We start from the raw sequence: 24,885 nt of genomic DNA, 5'->3' as shown, positions 1-24,885 counted from the left end.
TCGAGCGAGAACCGCCCCGGGCCGGTCAGCGCCACGACGAGCGAGCCGACCGCCAAGACGAGCACGTACTCGAAGCCGCCGTCCTGCGAGTAGAAGCCGGACGACGCATGGGCGAGCAGGCCCGCGACGACCATGTCGACGGCGAGCAGGACGCCCACGACGCGGGTCGCGACGCCGAGCACGAGCAGCACGCCGCCGACGAGTTCGAGGCCGGCGACCAGGGGTGCGGCGACGTCGGCGAGCGGGACGCCCATGCCGGAGAAGCCCTGGGCGACGTTCGGGATGCCCTGGGCGAACTTCTGCGCGCCGTGGGCGATGAACACCACCCCGAGGACGATGCGGAGCGCGGTCAGGCCGATGGAGGTCGATGTCGTTCGCATGGCCACGAAGCTAACCGGTGACACGTCATCGATGCCCCTCGTCCGGGGGTCTGCCCGGACATCACCAGAACATGCCCAGGCTGGGGTCCGCCGAAGGGCGGACCCGCTCTCAGGAACCCGTGGTGTCCGTGCCGCGGCCGGTCTGCTGCTGCAGACGGTCGATGTGCTCCGAGGCCTCGGCCTTGGTCAGGTCGGCGGAGAGCTCTTCGCCGGCTTCGCGGGCCAGGGTGTCGAGGTAGCTGCGCTGCGGTCCGGTCATCGGCTCGTCACCGGTGACCCACTGCTCGGGGTCCTTGCTCGCGTCGGTCGACGGGTCCGGACGGGCGCCGCCGAGGGTCTCTTCTGCATCACTCATGCCGAGGACGCTACGCCGCACCTCCGACGCACCCCGCAGGCGCGTGTCCCCCGTCAGACCGGCATGGCCGAGTACCGCACCAGGTCCGGGCCGACCGCACTCGTGGCGATCGGCACGGTCCGTCCCTCGCGCCGGACCCAGATCGTCGCGGCCTGCTCGTCGATCCGCTCGACCTCGTGCAGCGAGCCGTCGAGCAGCACGGTCGCGGACACCACGACCCGGCCACTCGACGGCCGCGGGGGCAGACCGGGGACGTCGTCGTCGTACGCCGCGTACTCGCCGGGCTGCAGGAACGGGGACACCGGAGCGGTCACCACCTCGAAGCCCTCGTCGACCTCGGCGACCGCCACGAGCCGCACCGCCTGGTCCGTCGGCAGGGGGACGTCGACCACCCAGGGCGCCTCGGAACCGGCCAGTGCGCGGAAGGCGGGCCGACCGTCGGGGGCGAGCCGTGCCTCCAGGCCGTCGATCCGCACCCGTCCGCGGCCGCGCGAATCGGCGTAGAGACCCGGCTCGATGCCGGACTGCCGCGCCTCGAGCCGGGTGATGACCACGCGGTCCGGGCGGTACCAGTCGCGCAGCGTCGACGGGTCCACCCAGCCGACGCTGGGGACGCCGCGCGACAGCGCTGCCGACTCGTCGGCGGCGCGCTCGTCGAGCGCACCGAGGGGGTGTTCGCCGCGCACGGCGACGAGTCCTTCGTGGCGGCTGCCCGCGACGGGCTCGTGGTCCAGCACCTCGACGCGCTTCGACACCTTGCCGCCGTGGCCGTCGAACGTGGCGAACGTCCGCAGGTCGGTGATCGTCATGACGTCAGATGCTACGACTCGTCGCCCCGGCGCGGCGAGGTCGGTACGAGCGCGTGCAGCTCGCCGGTGCACTGTGCGGGGTCGACGCCCTCAGCGGGACCGGCCGGACGGGTCGCGCGACGCGGCTGCAGGCTGTTCCGCTGCGCGGACCGGGCCAGGCGGTCGTCGGCGACACCGTCGACCGGCGCTCCGGCCGAGCCGGCGACGGACCGGCGGAGCGGCGGCCTCACGGGCTCGCCGCGACGCTCCTGGCCGGGGAGCGGACGCGACCGGCGGCCGTACAGCAGTTCGGACGAGTCGAGCAGCCACGGCACCAGCGCGACGGTGACGCCGTGCACGAGCAGGAGCTTCTTGCGGATGCGACGGCCGCGGTGGTTGTGAAGCAGCCCCTCCCACCAGTGGCCGACGATGAAGATCGGCGTGTAGACGGTGACGACCTCGGAGCCGTGCTCGAGTCGGTGTGCCTTGATGTACTTGATGAGCGGCATCGAGATGTCGCGGTACGGACTCGGCACGATGGTCAACGGCATCCGGATGCCGTACTCGGCCCACTGGTCGCGCAGGTGCTGGGCGTCGGCGTCGTCGATCGCGACGTGGACCGCCTCGCAGCTGGCGTGCTCGGCGGCGATCGCGTAGTCGAGGGCCTTGAGCACGGGCTTCTGCAGCTTGTTCACCAGCACGACGGCGTGGTCGCCGGTGGCGCCGAACTCGGTCTCGACGTCGGCCTCGATCTCGTGCGAGACGTCGCGGTAGTAGCGGTTCACGCCGAGCATGAGCACGTACAGGATCGGCATGATCAGGAACACGAGCCAGGCGCCGTGCGTGAACTTGGTGATCGTGACGATGACCAGGACGACCAGGGTGAACGTGGCACCGATCGCGTTGATGGTGCGGGAGCGCACCACCTGCGCGCGGTTGACGGACGGGTCGGCGGTGCCGGACCGGTCCGCGCGCAGCAGGCGCGTCCAGTGCACGACCATGCCCGTCTGCCCGAGCGTGAACGACACGAAGACGCCGATGATGTAGAGCTGGATGAGACTGGTGACGTTCGCCCGGTACACCACGAGCAGCGCCGCGGCGACGAGCGCCAGCACGATGACGCCGTTCGAGTAGATGAGCCGGTCGCCGCGGGTGGACAGGGCCTTGGGGGCGTACGAGTCGCGGGCCAGGATCGAGCCGAGCAGCGGGAACCCGTTGAACGCCGTGTTCGCGGCGAGGAGCAGGACCGCGGCCGTCGTCGCCTGGATCACGAAGAACAGCACCGAGTTGTCCCCGAACGTCGCCGCGGCGATCTGGGCGATCAGGGAGCGCTGCGGCGTCGTGGCGCAGTCCGCGAACCCCTGCAGGTCGCAGGCGCGTTCGGCGTAGTGCACGCGGGACACGAGCGCGAGCGTGATGAGTCCGATGAACAGCACGATCGCGATGCCGCCCATCGCCACCAGGGTCGCCTGCGCGTTCTTGATCTTCGGGCGCCGGAAGGCCTGCACGCCGTTCGCGATGGCCTCGACGCCGGTCAGGGCCGAGCAGCCGGACGCGAAGGCACGGAGGAGCAGCAGGATGAACGCCGCCTGCGTGGTGTGCTCCACGTTGTCGACGGTGTACCCGGCTGACTCGGCGACCGGGGCGTGCCCGGCGGCGACCCGGATCAGGCCGGTGACGACCATCACGAAGACCGACGCCACGAACAGGTAGGTGGGGATGGCGAACGCCTTGCTCGACTCCCGCACGCCGCGCAGGTTCGTGGCGGCGAGGAGCACGACGAACACCAGCGCGAGTTCGACGCGGAAGTCGTTCAGCATCGGCAGCGCAGAGATGATGTTGTCCACACCGGAGGCCACCGACACCGCGACCGTCATCACGTAGTCGACGAGCAGCGCGCTCGCGACGACCAGCCCGGCCTTCTCGCCGAGGTTCCGGTGCGCGACCTCGTAGTCGCCGCCGCCGGACGGGTACGCCTTGATGAGCTGCCGGTAGGACGCCACGACCACCACGAGCAGCAGCACCACGAGGGCGGCCACCCACGGCGCGAACGTCAGGAACGACATCCCGCCGAGCAGCAGGATCATCAGCAGTTCCTGCGGTGCGTACGCGACGGAGGACAGCGGGTCACTCGCGAAGATCGGCAGTGCCAGGTGCTTCGGGAGGAGCTGTCCTTCGAGCTTCTCGGAGGGGAGGGGATCCCCGATCAGTCGCGCTTTCAGCGACCGGACCTCGTTCGTCACGAGCGGCAAACCTACTCAGTTCCGGGCGGGAGTCAACACGGGTGCCCGGGCGGTCATTCCCCGCCGGTCGCGTGTCGTCGACTCCGCACCCCGATCACCCCTTGCGGTTGACGCTGCGTCAACCTCTACGGTGGGCTGCATGAGGGATCCGTCAGACATCGCCACCGCAGCTGCGAAAGCGCCCCACGGCATCGCCGACGTGGCGCGATCCGCCGGGGTGTCGAGCCGCACGCTCCGCCACTACGACGCCATCGGACTGCTGCCGGCCACCGCCGTCGGCCACGGCGGACTCCGCCGCTACGACGACCGGGCACTCGTCCGGCTGCAGCGCATCCTGCTGCTGCGCAGCCTCGGCCTCGGGCTGCCCGACATCCGCCGGGTCCTCGACGGCGAACCGGACGACGTCGCCGCCCTCACCGCGCACGTCGCCTGGCTCGAACGCGAGCGGGACCGCCTCGCCCGGCAGCTCGCCGCCGTGCGCACGACCATCACCAGGATCGAGGACGGGGAGCGTCTGACGGCGGCCGCCGCGTTGGACGGGTTCGCCTCCGTGCCGTGACGGAACCGGGTTCCGGTCACGACACCACGGATGGGCGTGGTGCTGTGTCCGGAACCTGGTTCCGTGGACGGGGCGGTGCGCCGGGCGCGACGCGGTGCGACGGGCGGCCGGGAGGCACGGGTCGCGACCGCCTGTCGGCCGCGGGCCGTCAGAGCGACTTGCGCAGGGCCTCCAGGCCGTCACGCAGGCGCGTCACGGTGTCCGCACGGAGCGTGCCGCGGGTCGCACGACGGCGCAGGTCCGCGCGGACCTGCTGCCGGAACGACGACAGCGCCATCTCGAGCTCGCGCAGGGCGCGGGCGCTCTCCGACGGGACCGAGACGGGGTCCTCGTGGGATCCGGTGCCGGGGCTCTCCGCCGACGCGGCGAGATCCGCACGGAGGGAGCGCATCGCCTCGCCGACCGAGGCGCGGACGCCGTCGGCCAGGGACTTCACCGAGTCGGCGACCCCGGACTCGACCGCGGCGATCTCGTCGGCGCGGGCAGCGAGTTCGCTGCGCCCGGCATCGGTGATCGCGTAGACGGTCTTGCGGCCGTCGGCGGTCTTCGAGACGAGGCCTTCTTCCTCGAGCTTCGCGAGCCGCGGGTACACGGTGCCGGCGCTCGGCACGTAGGTGCCGCCGAACCGGTCGCCGAGGGCCTGGATGAGCTCGTAGCCGTGCATCGGGTGGTCCGCCAGCAGTACGAGCAGGTACAGGCGGAGGTGGCCGTGGGCGAAGACGGGGCTCATGCGGGCACCTCGCCGTCGTCGGTCGGGACCGTCGGGGGTGCCGGGGGTGCCGGGGGCGCGGTCGGCTCGGCGGCGACCGGCGGGGCGTGCAGCACCGCGATGTCGCCGGACACCGAGTTCACGCGCAGGTCGAGCCACTGGCCGGCCAGCTCGCCGCCCTGCTTCACGTACGAGCCGCGCACACCGCGGATCTCGGAGTCGTCGAACTGCAGCTTGCCGGACGCCGTGCTGACGGTGCACTGGTAGGCGACACCGTCCTCGAGCCGGACGCTCACGCCACCGGAGACGGTGTTGACCCGCGCCGACTCCGGCACGCCGTGCAGGTCGAGCACGACGTCCGCCGAGACACCGTCCGCCTGGAACCGCGGGATCTCGCCCGTGGCCACGACGTCACCCGAGACCGTGTGGACCGTCAGGGCGCCGTCGAGCTCGCGGATGGTCGTCGCACCGGAGACGGCGTTGATCGTGACGTCGCCGGCGACACCGTCCACGACGAGGTCACCGGACACCGTGTTGAGCACGGCGCCGCGGTTGGTGCCGGACAGCAGGGCGCCCGCCGACACGACGCCGAGGTTCACCGAGGCGTCGCGGGGGACCAGGATGCTGACGTCCGCCTGGGCCTTGCCGCGGAACGACTTGAGGAACCCGATGGGGTCGTCCCACCGGATCTGCGGGTGGTCGACGGTGAGCGTGTCGCCGTCGACCTCGATCTTCAGCTGCTTGCCGGACACGCTGTGGACCTCGACCCGGGCGGTGGGTTCGTCGTGTGCCACGACGTCCACCTGACCACCGACGAGTCCGACACGGAGTGTGCGGACGATGCCGGTGTCGATGACCTTGGGCTCGTCGACGAGCCACTTCTCCTGTGCCATGGCGCTTCCTCCAACTCGCGATGTATCGCGTCTGTGGAGGTCACGCTATATCGCGACTCGACGCTCCGCAAGGGTGCCGGGCGGATGGTGAGCAGAAAAGGTCGGGTGGGGCCCGGTGACCCGACCATTCCTGCTCACGAAGCATGCGCGACGGACGTGGGGCGAGCCTCCAGGACGACCCGGCGCTCGGGGCTCCACGGGAACCGGCGGAAGAACGGCATGAGCGGCTGCACCATCGGGCCGATCGCGAAGGCGGCGATGACGGTGCCGGCGCCGACGTTCCCGCCGAGGATCCAGCCCACGACCACGACGGACACCTCGACCAGGGTGCGCGCGAGCCAGAGCGGCCAGCCGAGGCGCTCGTGCAGCCCGACCATCAGGCCGTCACGGGCCCCGGTGCCGAACCCCGCGCCGATGTAGAACGCCGTCGCGATGGCGAGCAGCACCAGTCCCGCGACGAACAGGGCGATCCGGGCGGGCAGGCCAGACGGCTCCGGCACGAGCCAGAGCACCAGGTCGGCGCTCGGCCCGATCGCCAGCGCGTTCAGCAGGGTGCCGATGCCCGGCTTCTGGCGCAGCGGGATCCAGAACAGCAGGATCACGCCGCTCGACACGACGGTGATGACACCGAACGACCACGGCACCACGTTCTCGAGGCCCTGCGTCAGGACGGTCCACGAGCTCACTCCGACCACCGCGCGGACCTGCAGCGCGGTGGACGCGCCGTAGAGGAACAGACCGACGAAGAGCTGGACGAAACGGAACGTGAGGGCGGTGCTGCGGGACATGGGTTCATCGTCGATGCGGATTGGACTGCTGGTCGAGGGCCAATCGCGCTACCGTGGACCCATGACCCCCGTGCTGTTGAGTGCCCGATCTGCTGCACTGCTGCTCACCGACTGGCGGGACGGCACCGACGCCCCCGCGTACGAGGCCCTGTCCGACGCCATCCGGGTCCTCGTCATCGACGGCCGGGTCGCGCAGGGCGTGCGGCTGCCGGCGGAGCGCGGGCTCGCGACCGCGCTCGGCATCTCCCGCACGACCGTGGCCAACGCGTACGCCCGACTGCGGTCCGACGGGTTCGTCGTGTCCGTCCGTGGCTCCGGCAGCGTGGTCCACCTGCCCGCGTCCCTGATCGGTCGACCCGACCCGGAACGGCTCGGCGGGGTGGTCGACGGCGAGCTGCTCGACCTGCGCAAGGCCGCGATGCACTCGGCACCGGGGGTCGCCGAGGCCGTCGAGCGGGCGGTGCGGCACGTCCCCGCGGCGCTCGCCGGCATCGGGTACGACACCGTCGGCGACCCGGGTCTCCGTGCTGCGATAGCGGACCGGTACACCGAGCGCGGACTGCCGACCGACCCGTCCCAGGTGATCGTGACGATCGGAGCGCAGCACGCCATCGCGCTCCTCGCCCGGGTGCTCGTCCGCCGCGGGGATGCCGTGCTCGTCGAGTCGCCGACCTACCCGCACGCGCACGAGGCGTTCCGCGAGGCCGGCGGACGGCTCGTCGGCGTGCCCGTCGACGCGCGGACCGGGTGGGACGCCGCCGCGCTGGAGACGACGCTGCGCCGGACCGCCCCGGCCGTCGCCTACGTCATGCCCGAGCTGCACAACCCGACCGGAGCGACCATGTCCCCGTCGACGCGCCAGCTCCTGCTGTCCGTCGCGGCGTCGGTCGGCACGACGGTCGTCGCCGACGAGACGATGGGTGAGCTGCGGATCGACGGCGCGCCGTCGCTGCCGCTGGCAGCAGCGGACCCGTCGGGGGCGTCGGTCGTGATGATCGGGTCGGCCGACAAGGTCTTCTGGGGCGGCCTGCGGATCGGCTGGATCCGGGCCGCACCGGCGCTCCTGCAGCGGCTGCTCGCCGCCCGCCCGACGGGCGACCTCGGCACGCCCGTCCTCGACCAGCTGGTCGCGCGGGAGCTGGTCCCACGCACGGCGGCCGTCCTGGAGGCGCGGCGCGAGTCCCTGCGACAGGGTCGCGACGACGTCGTGGGCGCGCTCAGGGCACGACTCCCGGAATGGGACGTCCCGTCGCCGGCGGGCGGGCTGACGACGTGGGTGGGCCTCGGGCGTCCGGTGTCGAGTGCGCTCGTGCTGGCCGCGCGGTCCGAGGGCGTGGTGCTGGCGTCCGGGGGCGTGTTCGGCCCGGACGGCGGCTTCGAACGGTTCCTGCGGGTGCCGTTCACGATGGCGCCGGCGGACCGCGGTCGGCTGGTGGACGTGCTCGAACGGGCGTGGGCTCGTGTCGGTGGGGAGTCCGCCGGGGTGCGGGGGTCGCTCGCCGCGGTCGTGTGAGGGGGCGGGCGCGGTGCTCCGGGGTCATCCTCTGGGGTGAAGATGCACCCGCCATGTCGCTCCCGGGGGTGATGCGGCCCGGGGCGGCTGCGGCGATGCTGATGCCATGAACGCGACCCTGTCCGCCGGTCCTCCGGCCGCTGCTGCGTCCCCGACGTCCTCGTCCGCGCAGCCGTGCCCGGCGGTGCCCGCCGTGGTGCGCGTCACGATGGCCCTGAGCGGTGCGCTGCTCGCCGGTGTGCTGACCTCGTTCGGGCAGAGCGTGCCCGCGCTGTCGTCGGTCGCCAACTCGGCCGGCCCCTGGTTCCTCGTCGCCGTCGCGCTGTGCATCGGCGCCGGGGCCCGTGCCGGCCGGTTCGCCCTGCCGCTCGCGATGTTGCTCGGCGTCGTGCTGCTCGAACTCATGCACGTCGGCTACTGGGCCACGACGAACCTGCGCGGCTACCCGGACTTCCTGTCCGTCACCAACCCGTGGGTGCTGCTCGGCGTCCCCGCGGGGCTGCTCGCCGGTGCGGTCGCCGTGTTCGTCCGCTCCCGTGACACCCGCTGGCGCGCTGGAGCGTTCGGGGTCACCGCCGCGATCCTGATCGGCGAGGGGGTACGGGCGCTGCTGCAGGTGGTGGCCACGACCGGCCCGGTCACCTGGGTGGTCGAGATCGTCGTCGGCATCGTCGTGCTCGTCGTCGGGGTGGCCACCGCCCGGTCGTCGGTCGGCCGCGTGATCGCCCTCGGCACCGGGGTCGTCGGAGCCGTCGGCGTCCTCGGGCTCTACCTGCTGATCGGGGCCTGAACCCGGCCGCTCGCAGACGCGTCCTGCGAGGATCGATGACGTGCACCTCCTCTCGGTCTTCAGCCTCCGCAACCGGGCCCTCATCGCGCTCGTCACCATCGTCGTCGCGATCTTCGGCGGCATCGCGCTGTCGAACCTCAAGCAAGAGCTCATCCCGAGCGTCGAGTTCCCGCAGGTCGCGATCGTCAGCGCGTACCCCGGGGCGACGCCCGAGGTGGTGTCCAACGACGTCTCGACGAAGATCGAGCAGGCGATCCAGGTCGTCCCCGACCTCGAGTCCACCAGCGCGACCTCGTCCACCGGACAGAGCGTGGTGTCGGCGTCGTTCCAGTACGGATCGAACCTGGCGAGCGCCGAGGACAAGATCCAGACCGCGGTGAACGCGCTGTCGCTGCCCGACTCGGTGCAGACGCAGATCGTCACCGGGTCCTTCGACGACCTGCCGGTGCTGCAGGTCGCGGTCTCGGCGTCCGGCAACCAGGAGCAGCTCGTCGACCGGCTGCAGGCCTCGGCGATCCCCGACCTCGAGAAGCTCGACGGCGTGCGGCAGGCGGACGTCTTCGGCAACCCCGGCCGCCGGGTCGTGATCACGCCCGACCAAGACGAGCTCGCCGCCCGTGGCCTCACCCAGACGGCGATCTCGGACGCGCTCGACGACAACGGCACCCTGATCCCCGGTGGCACGATCACCGAGGACGGCTCGACGCTGTCGGTGCAGACGGGCGAGCGGATCGCGTCGCTCGATGACATCCGTGCGCTGCCGCTGACGAGTTCGTCGAGTTCGTCGAGTTCGTCGGGTTCGGACGGGGCCGGGTCCGCTGGTGCCGATGGGACGGCGTCCGGTGACGGTACGGCCGCGGGCGCGACCGGGACGGGTACGACAGGGAGCGGCACGGGTGCGACCGGTTCCGCGCCCACGGATGACGCCGCGACGGGCGGGTCCACGACCGCCGCCACCCCGACCGACACCACGCTCGGCGACGTCGCGAAGGTCGCGATCACGGAGTCGCCACGCACCTCGATCAGCCGGGTGGACGGCGAGCAGGCCCTGACGATCTCGATCACGAAGACGCAGGAGGCCAACACGGTCGACGTCTCGAAGACCGTGCGCGACGCCCTGCCGGGAATCGAGGACAAGATCGAGGGCGATCCCCGCTTCACCGTCGTCTTCGACCAGGCGCCCTACATCCAGCAGTCGATCGACTCCCTGGCCGAGGAGGGGCTGCTCGGCCTCGCCTTCGCGGTGATCGTGATCCTCGTCTTCCTGCTCTCGTGGCGTTCCACGCTCGTCACCGCGATCTCGATCCCGACGTCGGTGCTCCTGGCCGCGATCGGCATGCGTGCCGCCGGGTACACGCTCAACATCATCACGCTGGCCGCACTCACCATCGCGATCGGCCGCGTGGTCGACGACTCCATCGTCGTCATCGAGAACATCAAGCGGCACATGGTCCCCGGTGTCGACCGCGGCCAGGCCGTGCGGGAGGCCGTGCGCGAGGTCGCCGGTGCCGTCACCGCCTCGACCCTGACGACCGTCGCGGTGTTCCTCCCGGTGGCCTTCGTCGCCGAACTCGTGGGGGAGCTGTTCCGTCCGTTCGCCGTGACGGTCACCCTGGCGCTCGTCGCGTCGCTGTTCGTCTCGCTCACCATCGTCCCGGTGCTCGCGTACTGGTGGCTGCGCCCGTCGAAGGTGAGGCCGGGCGAGGCGACGGCAGCAGCGGCGGCGGCCACGGACGCGGAAGCGGCAGTGGAACCGTCGGCGGTCGGTGCCGAGCACGATCGCCCAGACGGAGCGCTCGCCTCCGCCGCGGACCTGCACGACGCCGGCCGGGTGGACCGCCTGCGCCGCGTGTACCTGCCGGTGCTCCGGTGGGTCGTCCGCAAGCCGGTCGTCGTCATCCTGCTCGCCGTGATCGTCCTCGGCGGCACGGTCGCCACGCTGCCGTTCGTCACCACGAACTACCTCGGCGACTCGGGGCAGAACACGTTCACGGTCACGCAGGACCTGAAGGCCGGCTCCAGCCTCGCCGTCCAGTCCGAATCCGCGCGCAAGGTCGAGCGGGCGCTCCAGGGCGTCGACGGCGTCGAGACCGTGCAGACCACCATCGGCACGAGCGGCCAGTCGATCCAGGCGGCGTTCGGCGGTGGCGGCAGCGCCTCGGTGCAGTACGCCGTGACGACCGATGCCGAGGCCGACCAGCCGACGATCCAGGCCGACGCCCGGAAGTCGATCGCGCGGATCGACGACGTCGGCGAGGTCACCATCGCGTCCTCCGGCGGCGGGTTCGGCGGCAGCAGCGACATCGAGGTCGACGTGACCGCGCCGACCCAGGCGCAGCTCGAGACCGCGTCGCGCCAGGTGCTGAAGACCATGCAGTCGGTCCCGGACACGACCAGCGCGACGAGCAACCTGTCCGCCGCCGAGCCGTTCCTCGCCGTCCGGGTCGACCGTGCCAAGGCCGCGTCACTCGGCCTCACCGAGACCCAGGTGGGTGGCCTCGTCGCCGCCGCGGTCTCACCGCGGGACACCGGCAGCATCGAGATCGACGACGCGACGCTCGACGTCTACATCGCCGACCCCGAGCCGCCGACCACGATCGCCGCGCTCCGCGCCCTCGACGTCCCGACGAGCACCGGCACCGTCCCGCTGTCCGACGTCGCCTCGGTGGAGGAGTCCGAGGGTCCCACCACGGTCACGACGACGAACGCCGCCCGCACCGCCACGATCACCGTGTCGCCGGACGCCACCAACCTGGGGGCGGCCGTGCAGTCCGTCACGACCGCCGTCGACGAGCTCGACCTGCCGAAGGGCGCGACCGCCTCCATCGGTGGCGTCGCTGCCAGCCAGTCGTCGGCGTTCTCGCAGCTCGGCCTCGCGGTCCTGGTCGCGGTGCTGATCGTCTACGTGATCATGGTCGCGACGTTCCGGAGCCTGCTCCAGCCGCTGCTGCTGCTCGTGTCGGTACCGTTCGCAGCGACGGGCGCGATCCTGTTGCAGATCGCCTCCGGCGTCCCGATCGGCGTCGCGTCGCTCATCGGCCTGCTCATGCTCGTCGGCATCGTCGTGACGAACGCGATCGTGCTCATCGACCTCGTCAACCAGTACCGACGGCGCGGCTTGCGGGTGCGTGAGGCGTTGATCGAGGGCGCGACACGACGCCTCCGTCCGATCCTGATGACGGCGATGGCGACGATCTTCGCGCTGCTGCCGATGGCGATCGGTCTGACCGGCAAGTCCGGGTTCATCTCGCAGCCGCTGGCACTGGTCGTGATCGGCGGCCTGGTGTCCTCGACACTGCTGACGCTCGTGGTGCTGCCGGCGCTGTACTTCGTGGTCGAGCGGGCGCGCGAACGGCGGGCCGACCGACGGATGGCGAGCGAACCGGCGACGGGCGAGGCTGCCTAGCGGCGGTACTCGGCGTCGATCGCGGCGAGGGGCGAGACGGCGGGCCGGTCGGCACGCTCCTCGCGCTCGACGGCCCGGAACCACGACACGAGCACACAGGTCAGCGTGACGAGGAAGACGATCCCGGCGGCCTGCGCGAACACCGCCAGGTGCCCGGTCGCGGCCGCGTACCCGCCGAAGGCCATGGTGGCGGCGAACGACAGCCCGAGCAGCAACTCCGCAGAGGTCTGCAGCGCAGAACGGTCCCAGCGGGTCGCGGCGGCGCGTGCAGGGCGGGTCGAGGTGTCGGTCACCCCGGAAGTCTGCGACCTGCGGGCTGTCGGCAGTAGTCCCGACTCCGGGTGCCACCCACCCGGGGCACGCGGCAGAGGCCGTCCCCGCGAGCGCGCCCGCGCGTTCCCGCGAAAGCGACACTCTCCCGCCGAACATCGGCGGCACAACGTCGCTTTTGCGGCACGGACGGCCGCTCGTCGGCGAGGAGTGTCGCTTCGGCGGCACACAGCCCGGCCGCGGCCGTGCCCGCGCACGCCCGCGCCTCAGCCCAACTGGGCCCGGAAGAACGTCGCGACGCGGCGGCTCATCGCCTCGTCGAGCTGCGCGATCGAGTGCGCCGTCCCCTCGACCTGCACGAACGTGACCGGCACGTCGTGTGACCGGAGCGTCGCCGCGAACTCCTGCGACTCCCACAGCGGGATGAACTCGTCCGTCGAGTGCCCGATGAAGAACGGCGCCGTGTCCGAGGTGACGTGGTACTCCGGCGACGCCCGGGTGGCCGCTGGACAGTTCGCGTAGGTCCGGCATCCGAGGTAGAGCAGCTGCTTGCGCTGGAAGGACGCGGACACCCCGTCGGCCCGGGTCGAGCGTGACGTCAGGTTCGTGGGGCCGCTCAGGTCGACGACCGCACGGATCCGGTCGCCATCGGCGTACGCGGCGGACTCGTGGTCGGTCACCGCGAGCATCGCCGCCAGGTTGCCGCCCGCGCTCCCCCCGAACACCCCGACCCGCTGGGAGTCGACGTCGTACGTGGACAGCGTGGTGGGGCGGAACACGTAGTCGAGCGCTCGCCGGACGTCGTCGAGGCCGGCCGGGAACGGGTCGGTGGGGGCGAGCCGGTAGTCCACGTTGAACGTGACGAAGCCCTCGGACGCCAGGTACTTGCACACCGACCGGTAGGCGGCGGTGGCCTTGTCGCCGTGCGACCAGCTGCCGCCGTGGATCATCAACACCGCGGGCCGGCCGGTGCTGGCCGCAGCCTCGGCGGGGTCGGCGGTCGGGGTGGCGGACGGCGTCGCCGTGGGGGTCGCGGTCGTCTCCGGGGCGCTGTCGGCCGGCAGGCAGACGTCGAGTCGCTGCAGCGGAGCCGTGCCGTACGGCACATCCGCGACCACGTCGATGCCGTGGTACTGCAGGGACAGCGGGTAGATGACGCTGTCGGCGGTGACCGTCGCGTTCTCGTCGCCGACGGGGTCCGTGCTGCAGGACGCGACCGCGCCGAGCGCCACGACCGCGGCGACGAGCGCGAGCACTGTGCGGCGGCCGGACTTCATCGGTTCCACGGTAGCCGCACCCGAGGCCGGCCACGTCACCCCAGCGGAGGAACCCCAGCGGAGGAACCCCAGCGGAGGAATCCCAGCGGAGGAACCCCGACCGCGCAAGCCGACCGCGCAACCCTGCAACCACGACAGTGCCAGGATGAGAGCAGGGGGCAGCCGCCGCCCGGACCGCAGGAGGACCCGTGAGCCGTCGCAAGGCCTGGAACGCCGATCCCGAACCACTGCTCCGCGTCGAACCGGGCTTCCGCCTCGACCAGGTCGACCCGGATGCGACCCCGGGCTTCCCCGGCCGCAAGATCGACGGGCTCGAAGCGCTCGCCGCGGGAGCCTCTCGCCTCGCTGCCCTGCAGGAGCGCCTGTACGCGGCGTCGACCGCCGGCGACCAGCGCCGGGTGCTGCTCGTCCTGCAGGCGATGGACACCGCCGGCAAGGGCGGCATCGTCTCGCACGTCGTCGGTGCGGTCGACCCGAACGGCGTGCGGTACGCGGGCTTCAAGGCCCCGACGGCCGAGGAGCGCGAGCACGACTTCCTCTGGCGCATCGAGCGCCAGCTCCCGAGTGCCGGACAGCTCGGCGTCTTCGACCGCTCGCACTACGAAGACGTCCTCATCCAGCGCATCCGGGGCTTCGCGGCACCGGACGAGATCGAACGACGCTACGGCGCGATCACCGAGTTCGAGGACCGCCTCACCGCCGAGGGCACCACCATCGTCAAGGTGATGCTGCACATCTCGAAGGACGAGCAGCGCGAACGCCTCGGCGAGCGACTCGACCGCCCCGACAAGCACTGGAAGTTCAACCCGGCCGACATCGACGAGCGCCTGCTGTGGGACCGCTACCAGGACGCGTACCAGATCGTGTTCGACCGGACCTCGACCCCGCAGGCGCCCTGGTACGTCGTGCCGGCGAACCGCAAGTGGTACGCCCGCCTGGCGGTGCAGCAGCTCCTGCTCCGGGCCCTCGAGGACATGCAGCTCTCGTGGCCCAAGGCGGACTTCGACGTGGCCGAGCAGCGACAGCGGCTCGCCGAGTCCTGACCGACGGGCAGGCCGGGAGGCACGGGCCGGGTCCCGTTCGCGGCCGTCGGTCGACGACGGGGCTGGCATCAGAGCGCGGGGTCGCGTAGACTCGCTCGGTCGGCCTTCGACGCCGTGACATCGTGATCACGGGCTTTTTGTTGGGTGTGTGTTGCTCGAGGGCTGGAATCACGTCGAATCGCGACGGGATGAACCCCCTCTCCGCAAGCAGCCCCCGCCGATGTCGCTGTCGGGCGCTGCGGTTCGTTGCGCACCCGAGAAAGCAGTCATGGCTCCGTACAACAAGGGCGCGGACAACCGCGCCTCCGACCGTCCCCGTCACCCGAACGGCACCCCCGCCGCCCGCAGCAGCAAGCACCGCGGCTTCCGCGCCGCCGAGCCGACCGCGCCGCGTCAGAAGCAGCGCTGGGACGCCGAGGAGCGTCGCGGCCGCTCGGCGCAGGGCGAGCGCCCCGCGCGCCCGAACTGGGAGCCCCGCGACAGCGGCGGCCAGCGCCGCCCGGAGCGCGACGACCGTGGTGGTCGCGGCTACAACCGTGACGACCGCGCCCCGCGTCGCTTCGACCGCGATGACCGTGCGCCGCGTCGCTTCGACCGTGACGATCGCGCTCCGCGTCGTGACAACGACGACCGTCCCCGTCGCTTCGACCGCGACGACCGCGCTCCGCGTCGTGACAACGACGACCGTCCCCGTCGCTTCGACCGCGACGACCGCGCTCCGCGTCGTTCGTTCGACCGCGATGACCGCGCTCCGCGCAGCTTCAACCGCGACGACCGTGCGCCCCGTCGTGACAACGACGACCGTCCGCGTCGCTTCGACCGCGACGACCGTGCGCCCCGTCGTGACAACGACGATCGCCCGCGTCGTAGCTTCGACCGCGACGACCGTGCGCCCCGTCGTGACAACGACGATCGCCCGCGTCGTAGCTTCGACCGCGACGCTCCCTACTCGCACGGCCGTCCCGACGCTCCGCAAGCTCCGCGTCGCGCCGGAACCGGCTCGCAGGGGCCCAGCGCTCCGCGCAAGTTCGACCGCGACGACCGCAGCGCTCCCCGCCGTTCCTTCGACGAGCCCGAGCGCGGCAAGTTTGTCCCCGCCGACGACGTCAAGCTCGCGAAGCTCCAGGCCGAGTCCACAGTGGCGTCCGACGTCGAGGGCGTGACCTTCGGCGACCTCGGCATCGGCGGCAACATCTCCCGCGCCCTGCAGGAACTCGGCGCGAGCAGCCCGTTCCCGATCCAGGCAGCGACGATCCCCGACGTGATCGCCGGCAAGGACGTCCTCGGCCGTGGCCGCACGGGCTCCGGCAAGACCATCGCGTTCGGCGCCCCGCTCGTCGAGAAGCTCATGGAGCACGGCGGCGGCACGAAGCGCAAGATGGGCCGCGCCCCGCGTGCGCTCATCCTCGCGCCGACCCGCGAGCTGGCCCTGCAGATCGACCGCACGGTGCAGCCGATCGCCCGCTCGGTGGGCCTCTTCACCACGCAGATCTACGGCGGTGTCCCGTACGGCCGCCAGGAGGGCGCGCTCGAGCGCGGCGTCGACATCATCGTCGGCACCCCCGGTCGTGTGCAGGACCTCATGAACAAGGGGAAGCTCGACCTCAGCGAGGTCGTCATCTCCGTGCTCGACGAGGCCGACCACATGTGCGACCTCGGGTTCCTCGAGCCGGTGCAGGAGATCCTGTCCGCGACCGCCGAGGTGACCCCGCAGGGCAACCGTGCGCAGAAGCTGCTGTTCAGCGCGACGCTCGACACCCAGGTCGCGGCGCTCGTCGAGCAGTTCCTGCACGAGCCGAGCGTGCACGAGGTCGCGGGTGAGGACCAGGCGTCCTCGACCATCGACCACCGTGTCCTCGTGGTCGAGCAGCGCGAGAAGGACCGTGTCCTCGAGGAGCTCGTCGCCGGTGACGGCAAGACGATCGTCTTCGCCCGGACCCGTGCCTACGCCGAGCGCCTCGCCGACCAGTTCGAGGACGCCGGCATCCGTGCCACGTCGCTCCACGGAGACCTGAACCAGTCGCGCCGGACCCGGAACCTGCAGCTCCTGACGAGCGGCCGCGTGAACGTGCTCGTCGCCACCGACGTCGCCGCCCGCGGCATCCACGTCGACGACGTGTCGCTCGTCGTGCAGGCGGACGCCCCGGACGACTACAAGGCCTACATGCACCGCTCCGGCCGCACGGGTCGTGCCGGCAAGGAGGGCACCGTCGTGACCCTCGTGCCGCGTGGTCGCATCCGCAAGATCGAGGGCATCCTCGATCGCGCCGAGATCGCGGCGGACCTCGTGCAGGCCGCCCCTGGTGACGGCATCGTCAGCGAGCTCGCCGCGCGGTAGTCGCGACCACACGGACGACGGGAGGCCCGGTACCAGCTGGTACCGGGCCTCCCGTCCGTCACATGGTGAGCAGAAATGGTCGGGTCCCGAAGTCGGACCCGACCATTTCTGCTCACGAAGCGAGCACGCGAGCGCGCGACCGCGTCAGCGGTTGAAGAACAGCAGCCCGCGCACGAAGCCGGCCTGGCCGGCGTGCTGCGTGCAGTCGTCGAGGATGCTCACGAGCCGGGCGCCGGCGGTGACGGGCGGGTCCCACGCGTCGTCGACCACGGGGTCGAGGTCGTCGGGGCCGAGCGTGCCGAGGTACGCGACGGTGCGGTCGTGGACGGCACGCAGGTACCCGGTGAGCAGCTCGGCCGAGGCACGCACGCGACCGACGTCGTCGCGGGACATGCCGTAGCCGAGGGCCTCGGCCGGGAACGGCAGGCCGAACCGCTCGTACCAGCCGTCGGCGGTCCACACCTGCGCGGTACCGGCGAGGTCGGCGATCTGGACGTCCTGTCCCCGGGCGGTGTGCCACGCGAGCCATGCCAGGGTGTTCGCCCCGGCGGCCGGACGCGCTGCGAGTTGGTCCTCGGACAGGCCGTCGACGGCACGTTCGACGGTCTCGGGGACGCGGGAGAACGCTTCGATCAGGACTTCGGACGGTGTCATGGGCACCACGCTACGCGCGCGCCACGACACACGAGGTCACGCGCATCGTCACGCGGAGCGGGCTGCGGTCTCCGCGCGCGAGTGGCGGTCCAGCGCATCGCCGAGCCCGGCGAACGCGGCGGCGAGCCGGACCCGGTCGGCGGGGGCGACGACCTCGCGGAAGGCGTCCGAGTACACGGCGCCGATCTGCCGGGCGACCTCGGCGCCGGAGGCGGTGAGGTGCAGCAGGACGCTGCGACGGTCCTGCGGGTTCGGTCGTCGCTCGAGGTGTCCGCGCTGTTCGAGGCGGTCGACGAGCGACGTCATCGCGCCCGTGGTGAGCTCGAGGTACTCGCCGGCCTGCTTCGGGGTGACGCCCTCGCCGTCGGCCGCGGCCAGGAAGAACACGAAGCGGGTGTCGGTGGCGTTCAGCCCACGCACGACGCTCTCGTGGTGCAGGACGCGGGCGTGCTGCGTCTGGAGCAGGCGGAAGGCGGTGAGGAGCTTCGCGAGGTCGGTGTCCGAGTCCACGCTCTCCGGCACGGAGACGGTCGGCGACACGGGCGCGGGCGGCAGGGTGTCGGGCAGGACGGGCTGGGTGGTGTCCGTCATCAGCAGCTCTTCTCGGCAGGGGGTGGGAAGACTCAGTCAACAAGTATCTCACTCGTCAAGACACCCCCAGCACGGGGGTGGTTCCTTCCCTTGTGAGCCGCTCGGCGGAAAAGTAACTTGATCGTCGTAGCAAACACCACGGCACCGACGCGACCAACCACCGCGACCACGGCGCCACCGTTTCCGGATCAGGAGCTCTCGCAATGTCTCGTGTCACCCCTCGCGCCGCCCGTCTCGCGGCCTGGATCGCCATCCCCGCCGCCCTCGTCGCCTCGGGTGTCGTCGTCTCGACCGCGTCCTACTCGGCGTTCTCGGCCACCACCGTCAACCCGACCAGCAACTGGACCGCCGGCAGCGTCGCCCTCACCGACGACGACAACAACACCGCGCTCTTCACGGCGACGGGCCTCAAGCCCGGCTCGACCGGCGCCAACTGCATCACGGTCACGTCGACCGGCTCGCTGGCCTCGACCGTGAAGCTGTACGGCACGAACCCGGCCACCACGAACAACCTCTCGGGCAACATCAACCTGCAGGTGGAGCAGGGCACGGGCGGTGGCTTCGGCTCCTGCACCGGCTTCACCCCGGCCGCGACCAGCGGAACGCTCTACAACGGCACCCTCGCCGCGTTCGGCACCGGCTCCACGAACTTCGCCACCGGCCTCGGCACCTGGGCCCCGACCGGCTCCGCGTCCGAGTCGCGCGTCTACCGCTTCACCTACACGGTCTCGAGCACCGCGCCGAACACGGTGCAGGGCGGCACCGCGTCCCTCGGCCTCACCTGGGAGGCCCAGAACAGCTGAGCCGGGAGCCCTCCCACCCGGTGACCGGGGCTGAGCCCGAGCCAGCCCCGGTCGCCACCCCCGAGAACGCGCCCCCGGTCGAAGGCAGTCATGAGCAGCATCGCAGTGCACGGTGGTCCCACACCGCACGCCGTGTTCCGTGACGTCGTCGACTGGGGGCGCGTCGTCGTCGGCACCGTCGCACGCGGTGTGGTCGCGACCCTCCTCGGCCTCGCCCTGTGGGCGGCCGCCCCCGCGCTGATCGGCTGGCAACCCACCACGGTGATGACCGGGTCGATGGAGCCGCGGCTCACGCCGGGGGACGTCGTCGTCTCGCGACCGGTCGCGTCGGGCGAGGTCCGGACGGGCAGGATCCTGCTCGCCGACGACCCGGACCAGCCCGGTCACCTCCGCATGCACCGCTACGTCGAGGACGGCCCGCACGGCACCGTGGTCACCAAGGGCGACGCGAACCCGCAGCAGGACTCCACGCCGCTCGAACGCTCGGCCGTGCGCGGGGTCGCCTTCCTGCGCATCCCCTTCGTCGGTTCGCCGGTCCTGTGGCTCCGGCAGGGGGAGTGGGTGAAGGTCGTCGTGGTCGCACTCGGTCTGACGGCGATGCTCGCGCTCTGCACGGCCGACGGGTCGCTCCGCCGCCTCACGGCGGTCGACGACGGCTCGGACCGGGACGACACCGACCACGGGTCGGGTGACGGTCCGCCGGACGGGACCGACGCCGGCCGGGAGGCGCGGGACGGCGCCGCGACGCGCCTCCCGTCCGCCACCTCGACCGTCGTCACCCGTCGCTCGCTCCGTGTGCACGAGCGTCGCGTGCAGCGGCTGCGCCGCTTCGGCGGTGCGGCGGCGGTCCTCGTCATCGCGGGGAGCATCGGCGTGCTCGTGCCCGCGCAGGCGGTGGCCGTGCCGTGGTCGCGGACGACCGTGAACCCGGTGTCGAACTTCACGGCGGGCACGGCCACCGGTGTCCCGACGCTGACCTGCACGGCCGCGTCGTCGAGCACCGTGACGATCGCCTGGACCTACACGGACCCGACCGTGCCGAACTCCTTCGACCTGATGAACGGGGCGACCCAGCTCGCGACCGCCACGACCGCTGGACAGCGTTCGCTGGTCTACGGCGGTGCGGGCCTGCTCGACCTCGGCACGACCTACACGCTGAACCTCCGCACGAACCTCGGCAACAACTGGACCGCGACCAGCACCCAGACCGTCAAGGTCAAGGTCGTCTCGGTCCTCGGCCTGGCATCGGCGAGCTGCGTGCCCTGAGTTCTCCACAGGCGGCGCGCGGCCGTCCGGCGATGTCCCCGGCCGGCGTTACCGTGTCCGCATGCGCATCCTGCACACCGGCGACTGGCACCTCGGCCGCACGCTGCTCGGTGCCGACCTCCTCGAGCACCAGGCGGCGTTCACCGACTGGCTCGTCGACCTCGTGCGGGACCGCTCGGTCGACCTCGTCGTGATCGCCGGTGACGTGTACGACCGGGCGATCCCGCCGATCGACGCGGTCCGCATGCTGTCCCGGGTGCTCGAACGCCTTGCCGAGACGGCGACCGTGGTGCTCACGCCCGGCAACCACGACTCCGCCGCACGCCTGGGCTTCGGTGCCGGTGTGATGGACCGCCGCGTCCGCATCCTCGCCGAACCCGCCCGGATCGCCGACCCGGTGCTCGTCGACGACGCCGACGGCCCGGTGGCGGTCTACGGCATCCCGTACCTGCACCCCGACCTCACCCGTTACGCACTCGCCGACGTGCCGGACGAGCCCCTCGCGCGGTCGCACCACGCCGTCGTGCACGCCGCCACCGAGCGGATCCGGTCCGACCTCGCGCTGCGGGGCGGCACCCGCAGCGTCGTCGTCGCGCACGCCTTCGTCGGCGGGGCGGACCCGAGCGACAGCGAGCAGGACATCCGCGTCGGCGGTGTCGACCGGGTGGCCGAATCGGTCTTCGACGGCTTCGACTACGTCGCCCTCGGGCACCTGCACGGCCCGCAGCGGGTCGGCGACGGCGGACGGATCCGGTACGCCGGCTCACCGCTGGCGTTCTCGTTCGGCGAGCGGCACCAGCAGAAGTCGGTGACGATCGCCGAGCTCGACGCGGCCGGTGCCGTCTCGGTCGAACTCGTGCCCACTCCCGTGCCGCGCCGCCTGGTCGACGTCCGTGGGGGCATCGACGACATCGAGTCGGGGGTCTTCCGTGCCGACGCCGACGCGTGGGTGCGGGTGGCCGTGACCGACACGGTGCACCCCGAACGCATGTACGCCCGGGTGAAGGACCACTTCCCGCACGCGTTGGCGATCACGCACGAACCGGCTGACCGCGGCCCGGCCTCGGTGGCCCGTGCGGTCACAGCGACGTCCGACCCGGTCGAGGTCGCAGCCGACTTCGTGGCCTTCGCCACCGGTGCCGCCCCCGACGACGACGAACACGCCGTCCTGACCGAGGCGTACGAGGCCGCGGCACTGGCGCTGCAGCGTGAGGGGGACCGCTGATGTACCTGCACCGACTCGAACTCCGCGCCATCGGGCCCTACCCCGACCTGGTGTCCATCGACTTCGCAGCGCTCGCGGCCTCCGGGGTGTTCCTGCTCGAGGGGCCGACGGGCTCGGGCAAGTCGACCATCATCGACGCCGTCGTGTTCGCCCTGTACGGCGGGCTCGCCGGGTCCGACGCCAGCTCCGACCGCCTGCACAGCCAGCACGCCGACCCCGCCGTGGAGCCGTTCGTCGAGCTCGTCTTCGAGACCAGCGCAGGGACCTACCGGGTCCGACGCACCCCGCAGTACGACCGCCCGAAGCAGCGGGGGACCGGCACCGTCAAGCAGCAGGCGTCGGTGCAGCTGTTCCGTCTGGCGAACCCGTCCGACGCCGTCGGCGAACCGATGTCGTCACGCATCCCCGAGGTCGGCGTCGAGATCGGCCGCATCATCGGGCTCGACCGCGCGCAGTTCCTGCAGACCGTCGTGCTGCCGCAGGGCGAGTTCGCACGGTTCCTGCGCTCCCCGGGCGAAGAGCGCCGCAAGCTCCTGCAGTCCCTGTTCGGCACGCAGGTCTACGACCGCACGGCCGACGAGCTCGCCGCGCGGCGCCGTGCCGTGCAGGCCGAGGTCGACGGTGCCGACGACCGCGTGCGTGACGCCCTGAACCGCTTCGCCCAGGCCGCTGGTCTCGACGACGCCGACGAGTCCGCCGTGCCGTCGACCGTGGCGTCGGTCCGAGCGGCCGCCGATGCCGCTGCCGCCGTCCGTGCTGCAGCAGCCGCGGCGGCGACGACCGCGGCCGAGCACGAACAGGCGGTCACGGCACGTGCGAGCGCGCTCGAACGACGCGCGGGGCTGCTCGTGCGACGGGCCGCGCTCGACGACGACGCCCCCGCCGTCGACGCCGCCCGGTCGGCCCTCGCCCTCGGCGAACGCGCAGCACGGGTCGCTGCCGTGGCCGACGGACTCGACGCCGCGGTCCTGCGCTCCGACGCGACCAGCGCGGCCGCCCGGTCGCTGCGTGACCGCCACGGCGTCACCGAGGACGCCGACGCCGTCGTGCTGCGACGCGACGCCCTGGCCGACGACCTGTCGGCGGTGCGGCACCTCGTCGCGGTCGAGGACGGCGCCGCTGCCCGTCGGTCCGCCATCGCCGATGCCACCGCGGACGCCGAGCAGATCGCCGAGCAGCTGCTCGAACGCGACGCCGCACTCGACGCCCGTCCCGCCGAGCGGGCCCGCATCGTCGAGGCCGCACGCACCGCGGCCCGCACAGCAGCCGACGCGGACGCCGCCGCGCACGAGGTCACCCGGATCCGGTCCCTCCGAGCCGACCTCGTGGCGCGCGACGACGCGGCGCAGCGGGTCGCCACGGCCGAGCAGTCCGTCGCCGCCGCGCGCCGATCAGCGACGGACGCCCTCGCCGCCGAGCGGGCACTCCGCGAACGCCGGATCGCCGGGCTCGCCGGAGAACTCGGCGCGGCGCTCACGACCGGCGACCCGTGCCCGGTCTGCGGGTCGACGGCGCACCCGTCGGTGGCGACCCCGCAGGACGACCACCCCACGACCGAGGCCGTCGACGCCGCCGGTGACGCCACGCGCCGAGCGGATCAGCGCCTCGCCGACGCCGCGTCGGACCTGGCGGTCGAGCGCGCCGGACACCAGCGGCTCGTCGACGTCGTCGGCACGGTCGACGCGGCCACGCTCGACACCCTGACGGTGGCCGCTGACGAACGGGTCCGGGCCGCGCACGACGCTGCCGCGCTCGTCCTGCAGCACGAGCGGCAGCGGGCGGAGCACGACACGACGACCGGTCGGCTCCAGCGCGAGCGGAACGACCTCGACGCACGGCGGACCGTCCTGGTCTCGACCGCGCTCGCCGACGCCGAGCGGCTCGACACCGAGCTCAGCACCGTGGAGGCGGCGCTCGAGCGGCTCGCGGCGCTCCTCGACGACCGGCCTGCGACGCTCCGGACAGCCGTCGAGCTCCTCGACGAGCGACTCGTGGCGTACCGCGCGGTCGTGCAGGCCGACGAACGGGTGGCCACCGCGATCCGTGCCCGCGACGACCGCCGTGCCGAGGTCGACCGGGTCCTCGACGACCAGGACTTCCCCGACGTCGCCGCAGCGCGGGCCGGACGACTCGACCCCGACGACACCGACCGGCTGCGGGCGCGGATCAGCGCGGCCGACGCCGAGCGGGCCGTCGTCGTGGCCGGTCTCGCCGAGCCCGCCGTGGTCGCCGCGGCGGACGACTCCGCGGAACTCCTCGACCTCGACGGTGCCCGTGCCGACCGCGCGCGTGCCGCCGTGGCACTCGACGAGGCCTCCGCGGTCGCCGTCTCCGCGGCCGACCGTGCCGACGCGGTCGACCGGTGCGCCACCGAGCTCACCCGTGCGACCCGTGCCCGCGACGAGACGTCGGCACGCAGCCGCGCCGTGGTCCGGCTCGCCGACATCGCGAACGGGGTCACCGCGGCGAACCCGACGGGGATCACCCTGGGTACCTACGTGCTCATGCGCCGGTTCGAGGACGTCGTCGCCGCGGCCAACGACCGACTCCGGGGGATGCTCGCGGGGCGGTTCACGCTCGAGACCTCGGACGAGCGGGAGTCGGGGTCACGGGCACGCCGGACCGGACTGGCACTCGCCGTGCACGACCACACCACCGACACCGTGCGGGACCCCCGCAGCCTGTCCGGCGGCGAGACGTTCACGGTGTCGCTGTGCCTGGCGCTCGGGCTGGCCGACGTCGTGCAGGCCGAGGCCGGTGGCGTCTCGCTCGGCACGCTCTTCGTCGACGAGGGGTTCGGCACGCTCGACCCGGAGACTCTCGACGACGTCATCGGGCAGCTGTCGCGACTGACCGCGGGTGGGCGGCAGGTCGGCATCGTCAGCCACGTCGAGGAGCTCAAGCAGCGGATCCCGGAGCGGATCGCCGTGCGTCGCACCGCGGCGGGCGGCTCGCACGTCACGACGACCGTCTGACGCCGTCGGCCGTCGGCCG

General features: G+C 72.4%; 21 protein-coding genes. 10 read left to right on the top strand and 11 right to left on the bottom strand.

The features are described from left to right. From OGL88_RS12930 to OGL88_RS12915, 4 genes are all read right to left on the bottom strand, one after another. Positions 1-380: DoxX family protein (locus tag OGL88_RS12930; protein WP_263091654.1), on the bottom strand; the 380-nt coding region annotated here is incomplete at its 3' end. 109 nt (positions 381-489) lie between these two features. Continuing rightward, positions 490-735: a DUF3072 domain-containing protein gene (locus OGL88_RS12925; protein WP_123293659.1), complete on the bottom strand. Its 246-nt coding sequence runs from the start codon at positions 733-735 to the stop codon at positions 490-492. 53 nt (positions 736-788) lie between these two features. Then, complete coding sequence (locus OGL88_RS12920) at positions 789-1,544, bottom strand: hypothetical protein (protein WP_263091653.1); 756 nt, start codon at positions 1,542-1,544, stop codon at positions 789-791. A gap of 11 nt (positions 1,545-1,555) precedes the next feature. Continuing rightward, a complete protein-coding gene (locus OGL88_RS12915) occupies positions 1,556-3,775 on the bottom strand; it encodes an APC family permease (RefSeq protein WP_263091652.1) in 2,220 nt (739 codons plus the stop codon). Positions 3,776-3,905: 130 nt separating this feature from the next. Here OGL88_RS12915 and OGL88_RS12910 point away from each other — a divergent pair, with 130 nt between their 5' ends. Continuing rightward, the gene (locus OGL88_RS12910; protein WP_263091651.1) at positions 3,906-4,325 is read left to right on the top strand and encodes a MerR family transcriptional regulator; all 420 of its coding nucleotides are present in this window, start codon (positions 3,906-3,908) and stop codon (positions 4,323-4,325) included. Between the two features lie 148 nt (positions 4,326-4,473). Here the strand turns inward: OGL88_RS12910 and OGL88_RS12905 are convergent, their stop codons facing one another. The 3 genes from OGL88_RS12905 to yczE form a co-directional block, all read right to left on the bottom strand. Further along, the gene (locus tag OGL88_RS12905) at positions 4,474-5,055 is read right to left on the bottom strand and encodes a PadR family transcriptional regulator (RefSeq protein WP_205463931.1); all 582 of its coding nucleotides are present in this window, start codon (positions 5,053-5,055) and stop codon (positions 4,474-4,476) included. Then, entirely contained in the window at positions 5,052-5,927 is an 876-nt protein-coding gene (locus OGL88_RS12900; RefSeq protein WP_263091650.1) for a DUF4097 domain-containing protein, read from the bottom strand. Before OGL88_RS12900 ends, OGL88_RS12905 begins: the two co-directional genes overlap by 4 nt. Before the next feature lie 134 nt (positions 5,928-6,061). Then, entirely contained in the window at positions 6,062-6,715 is a 654-nt protein-coding gene (gene yczE, locus OGL88_RS12895) for a membrane protein YczE (protein WP_263091649.1), read from the bottom strand. A 61-nt stretch (positions 6,716-6,776) separates the two neighbouring features. Here yczE and yczR point away from each other — a divergent pair, with 61 nt between their 5' ends. From yczR to OGL88_RS12880, 3 genes are all read left to right on the top strand, one after another. Next, on the top strand, positions 6,777-8,228 hold the full coding sequence (gene yczR / locus OGL88_RS12890; RefSeq protein ID WP_263091648.1) for a MocR-like transcription factor YczR: 1,452 nt from the start codon (positions 6,777-6,779) through the stop codon (positions 8,226-8,228). Between the two features lie 106 nt (positions 8,229-8,334). Then, on the top strand, positions 8,335-9,018 hold the full coding sequence (locus OGL88_RS12885) for a DUF6518 family protein (protein ID WP_263091647.1): 684 nt from the start codon (positions 8,335-8,337) through the stop codon (positions 9,016-9,018). 40 nt (positions 9,019-9,058) lie between these two features. Further along, positions 9,059-12,424 (top strand): efflux RND transporter permease subunit, encoded by a 3,366-nt coding sequence (locus tag OGL88_RS12880; protein ID WP_263091646.1) that lies wholly within the window; start codon positions 9,059-9,061, stop codon positions 12,422-12,424. On the opposite strand, the gene OGL88_RS12875 is transcribed toward OGL88_RS12880, so the two are convergent. Together OGL88_RS12875 and OGL88_RS12870 are read right to left on the bottom strand one after the other, a co-directional pair. Continuing rightward, positions 12,421-12,717: a hypothetical protein gene (locus tag OGL88_RS12875; RefSeq protein WP_205463936.1), complete on the bottom strand. Its 297-nt coding sequence runs from the start codon at positions 12,715-12,717 to the stop codon at positions 12,421-12,423. The genes OGL88_RS12880 and OGL88_RS12875 overlap by 4 nt on opposite strands. A gap of 243 nt (positions 12,718-12,960) precedes the next feature. Then, positions 12,961-13,971, bottom strand: coding sequence for an alpha/beta hydrolase (locus OGL88_RS12870; RefSeq protein WP_263091645.1), 1,011 nt, complete (start codon positions 13,969-13,971; stop codon positions 12,961-12,963). Positions 13,972-14,159: 188 nt separating this feature from the next. Between OGL88_RS12870 and OGL88_RS12865 the strand changes: the two genes are divergently transcribed. Further along, positions 14,160-15,014, top strand: a complete 855-nt coding sequence (locus tag OGL88_RS12865) for a polyphosphate kinase 2 family protein (protein WP_263091644.1) — start codon at positions 14,160-14,162, stop codon at positions 15,012-15,014. A gap of 268 nt (positions 15,015-15,282) precedes the next feature. Continuing rightward, positions 15,283-17,352, top strand: coding sequence for a DEAD/DEAH box helicase (locus tag OGL88_RS12860; protein ID WP_263091643.1), 2,070 nt, complete (start codon positions 15,283-15,285; stop codon positions 17,350-17,352). A 144-nt stretch (positions 17,353-17,496) separates the two neighbouring features. On the opposite strand, the gene OGL88_RS12855 is transcribed toward OGL88_RS12860, so the two are convergent. After that, positions 17,497-18,006 carry a mycothiol transferase gene (locus OGL88_RS12855; RefSeq protein WP_123293670.1) on the bottom strand — a complete coding sequence of 170 codons (510 nt, stop codon included), beginning with the start codon at positions 18,004-18,006 and terminating at the stop codon, positions 17,497-17,499. A 48-nt stretch (positions 18,007-18,054) separates the two neighbouring features. Beyond that, on the bottom strand, positions 18,055-18,597 hold the full coding sequence (locus OGL88_RS12850; protein WP_205463939.1) for a MarR family winged helix-turn-helix transcriptional regulator: 543 nt from the start codon (positions 18,595-18,597) through the stop codon (positions 18,055-18,057). A 203-nt stretch (positions 18,598-18,800) separates the two neighbouring features. Here OGL88_RS12850 and OGL88_RS12845 point away from each other — a divergent pair, with 203 nt between their 5' ends. The 4 genes from OGL88_RS12845 (at position 18,801) to OGL88_RS12830 (ending at position 24,866) form a co-directional block, all read left to right on the top strand. Beyond that, the gene (locus tag OGL88_RS12845; protein ID WP_111085548.1) at positions 18,801-19,400 is read left to right on the top strand and encodes a hypothetical protein; all 600 of its coding nucleotides are present in this window, start codon (positions 18,801-18,803) and stop codon (positions 19,398-19,400) included. A gap of 90 nt (positions 19,401-19,490) precedes the next feature. Further along, positions 19,491-20,666, top strand: a complete 1,176-nt coding sequence (locus OGL88_RS12840) for a S24/S26 family peptidase (RefSeq protein ID WP_263091642.1) — start codon at positions 19,491-19,493, stop codon at positions 20,664-20,666. A gap of 61 nt (positions 20,667-20,727) precedes the next feature. Then, the gene (locus tag OGL88_RS12835) at positions 20,728-21,891 is read left to right on the top strand and encodes an exonuclease SbcCD subunit D (RefSeq protein WP_263091641.1); all 1,164 of its coding nucleotides are present in this window, start codon (positions 20,728-20,730) and stop codon (positions 21,889-21,891) included. After that, on the top strand, positions 21,891-24,866 hold the full coding sequence (locus OGL88_RS12830; RefSeq protein ID WP_263091640.1) for an AAA family ATPase: 2,976 nt from the start codon (positions 21,891-21,893) through the stop codon (positions 24,864-24,866). The genes OGL88_RS12835 and OGL88_RS12830 overlap by 1 nt, the downstream gene beginning before the upstream one ends. The last annotated feature ends 19 nt before the right edge of the window (positions 24,867-24,885 follow it).

Source organism: Curtobacterium sp. RIT-PI-V (assembly GCF_025642935.1).
Lineage (GTDB): Bacteria > Actinomycetota > Actinomycetes > Actinomycetales > Microbacteriaceae > Curtobacterium.
The sequence above is the reverse complement of the archived record's forward strand: the minus strand, read 5'-3'. Positions and strand labels throughout refer to the sequence as shown.

Excerpts from the sequence above, each read along its gene's own strand:
- OGL88_RS12925 (WP_123293659.1), bottom strand. The coding sequence starts at position 735 with ATGAGTGATGCAGAAGAGACCCTCGGCGGCGCCCGTCCGGACCCGTCG.
- OGL88_RS12920 (WP_263091653.1), bottom strand. The coding sequence starts at position 1,544 with ATGACGATCACCGACCTGCGGACGTTCGCCACGTTCGACGGCCACGGC.
- OGL88_RS12910 (WP_263091651.1), top strand. The coding sequence starts at position 3,906 with ATGAGGGATCCGTCAGACATCGCCACCGCAGCTGCGAAAGCGCCCCAC.
- OGL88_RS12905 (WP_205463931.1), bottom strand. The coding sequence starts at position 5,055 with ATGAGCCCCGTCTTCGCCCACGGCCACCTCCGCCTGTACCTGCTCGTA.
- OGL88_RS12900 (WP_263091650.1), bottom strand. The coding sequence starts at position 5,927 with ATGGCACAGGAGAAGTGGCTCGTCGACGAGCCCAAGGTCATCGACACC.
- yczE (WP_263091649.1), bottom strand. The coding sequence starts at position 6,715 with ATGTCCCGCAGCACCGCCCTCACGTTCCGTTTCGTCCAGCTCTTCGTC.
- yczR (WP_263091648.1), top strand. The coding sequence starts at position 6,777 with ATGACCCCCGTGCTGTTGAGTGCCCGATCTGCTGCACTGCTGCTCACC.
- OGL88_RS12885 (WP_263091647.1), top strand. The coding sequence starts at position 8,335 with ATGAACGCGACCCTGTCCGCCGGTCCTCCGGCCGCTGCTGCGTCCCCG.
- OGL88_RS12870 (WP_263091645.1), bottom strand. The coding sequence starts at position 13,971 with ATGAAGTCCGGCCGCCGCACAGTGCTCGCGCTCGTCGCCGCGGTCGTG.
- OGL88_RS12860 (WP_263091643.1), top strand. The coding sequence starts at position 15,283 with ATGGCTCCGTACAACAAGGGCGCGGACAACCGCGCCTCCGACCGTCCC.
- OGL88_RS12855 (WP_123293670.1), bottom strand. The coding sequence starts at position 18,006 with ATGACACCGTCCGAAGTCCTGATCGAAGCGTTCTCCCGCGTCCCCGAG.
- OGL88_RS12850 (WP_205463939.1), bottom strand. The coding sequence starts at position 18,597 with ATGACGGACACCACCCAGCCCGTCCTGCCCGACACCCTGCCGCCCGCG.
- OGL88_RS12845 (WP_111085548.1), top strand. The coding sequence starts at position 18,801 with ATGTCTCGTGTCACCCCTCGCGCCGCCCGTCTCGCGGCCTGGATCGCC.
- OGL88_RS12840 (WP_263091642.1), top strand. The coding sequence starts at position 19,491 with ATGAGCAGCATCGCAGTGCACGGTGGTCCCACACCGCACGCCGTGTTC.
- OGL88_RS12835 (WP_263091641.1), top strand. The coding sequence starts at position 20,728 with ATGCGCATCCTGCACACCGGCGACTGGCACCTCGGCCGCACGCTGCTC.
- OGL88_RS12830 (WP_263091640.1), top strand. The coding sequence starts at position 21,891 with ATGTACCTGCACCGACTCGAACTCCGCGCCATCGGGCCCTACCCCGAC.